The sequence below is a fragment of the Burkholderia sp. Ac-20392 genome (assembly GCF_017104585.1).
Classification (GTDB): Bacteria; Pseudomonadota; Gammaproteobacteria; order Burkholderiales; family Burkholderiaceae; genus Burkholderia; species Burkholderia lata.
The window spans coordinates 1-1,579 of record NZ_JAAGPB010000986.1 but is presented as its reverse complement, the minus strand read 5'-3'; the positions used below and the strand labels follow the sequence as shown (position 1 = coordinate 1,579).

The following is a 1,579-nucleotide window of genomic DNA, read 5'->3' as shown; positions in this document are numbered from 1 at the left end:
GCGAGCCTCGCGGTGGGCGGCAAGTCGCACGGCGCGAAGCGCGGCGCGGCGAAGCCGGCGGCCAAATCGGCGAAGGCGGCTCCCGCGAAAGCGGCGCCGGCCAAGGCCGCAGCGCACAAGGGCAAGAAGAAGTAACGCAGTCGCGAGCGCATCGTGCGGCCGGCCCGGTTCGCGCGATTGCGGTATCATCCGACGAAATGCAAGGAAACGCCGTCACCGAGGTGACGGCGTTTTTGTTTGTGCGCGGCGCGGGGGCGCTGCTTCGAAGGTCTTCATATAACAAGGGGAAGTGATGTCGTCGGTGCAGGTGAGGGTGCTCGCGCTGTTTTCGGTCGGGTATTTCGTGTCGTATGTGTTTCGCGGCGTCAATCTGGGCTTCGCGCCGTTCGTCACGCATGAGCTCGGCTTGTCGGCCACCGATCTTGGCCTGCTGACCAGTCTCTACTTCCTCGGCTTCGCGGGCGCGCAGATCCCGGCCGGCGTGATGCTCGACCACTTCGGCCCGCGCCGCGTGACGGCCGGCATGCTGCTGTTCGCGGCTGCCGGCGCGGCCGTGTTCGGCGCTGCGCACAGCCTCGGCACGATGATGGTGGGCCGGCTGCTGATCGGCGTCGGCGTATCGGTGTGTCTCGGCGCGGCGTTCAAGGCGCTCGCGCAGCATTTCCCGGTCGGCCGGCTGCCGCTCGTCAATGGCCTCGTGATGGCCGTGGGCGGCCTCGGCGGCGTGATGGTCGGTTCGCCGCTGACCTGGCTGCTCGGCTGGACGAGCTGGCGCGCGATCTGTTTCGGCCTCGCGGTGCTGACGGTGATCGTCGCGGCGTCGATCGGCCTGGGCGCGCCGGAGGCGAAGCAGGTGCGCCACCAGGGCGGGCTCGTCAGCCAGTTCAAGGGCACGTGGCACATCCTGAGCAGCCGCGCGTTCTGGAAGATCTCGTCGTTCTCGGTCGTCACGCAGGGCGTGTTCTACGCGATGCAGTCGCTGTGGGTCGGGCCCTACCTGCGCGATGTCGCGGGGTTCGATGCGCCGCATGCCGCGCGTCTCGTGTCGGTGCTCGGCTTCGCGATGATGGCCGGCTGCGTCGGTTTCGGCGCCGCGGCGCGCGTGCTCGAGCGGCGCGGCGTGTCCGTGTATGCGTTCTGCGGCGTCGGCATGGCGCTGTTCGTCGCGACGCAGGCCGCGATCGTCGCGCGCGCGCCGTTGCCGCCAGCCGTGCTGTGGGCTGCATACGGGATGTTCGGCGGCGTCGGCATCCTGACCTACGCGGTGATGGCCGGACATTTTCCCGCTCACCTGATCGGCCGCGCGAACACGACGCTCACGCTCGTGATCTTCCTGCTGATCTTTGCGTTCCAGATCGGTGTCGGCGCGGTGCTGTCGCACTGGACGGCGGTCGACGGCCGCTATCCGGCCGCTGCGCACTTCACCGCATGGGGCGTGCTGCTCGCGCTGCAGCTCGCGAGCGCGGTCTGGTACGTCTGGCCCGCGCGCGGCGCTGGTCAAGCGCACTGATCCGGCGGTACGCTGGCGGGTAGGGCGGCCGCGGAAACGGGGCCGCAGCGCGTTGCGCCGCGTCGCCGG

General features: G+C 69.7%; 1 protein-coding gene. It reads left to right on the top strand.

The window, feature by feature from the left end; genetic code table 11:
• The first annotated feature begins 292 nt into the window (after positions 1-292).
• Positions 293-1,510, top strand: a complete 1,218-nt coding sequence (locus G3N99_RS40290) for an MFS transporter (protein WP_206125198.1) — start codon at positions 293-295, stop codon at positions 1,508-1,510.
• Positions 1,511-1,579: the final 69 nt, after the last annotated feature.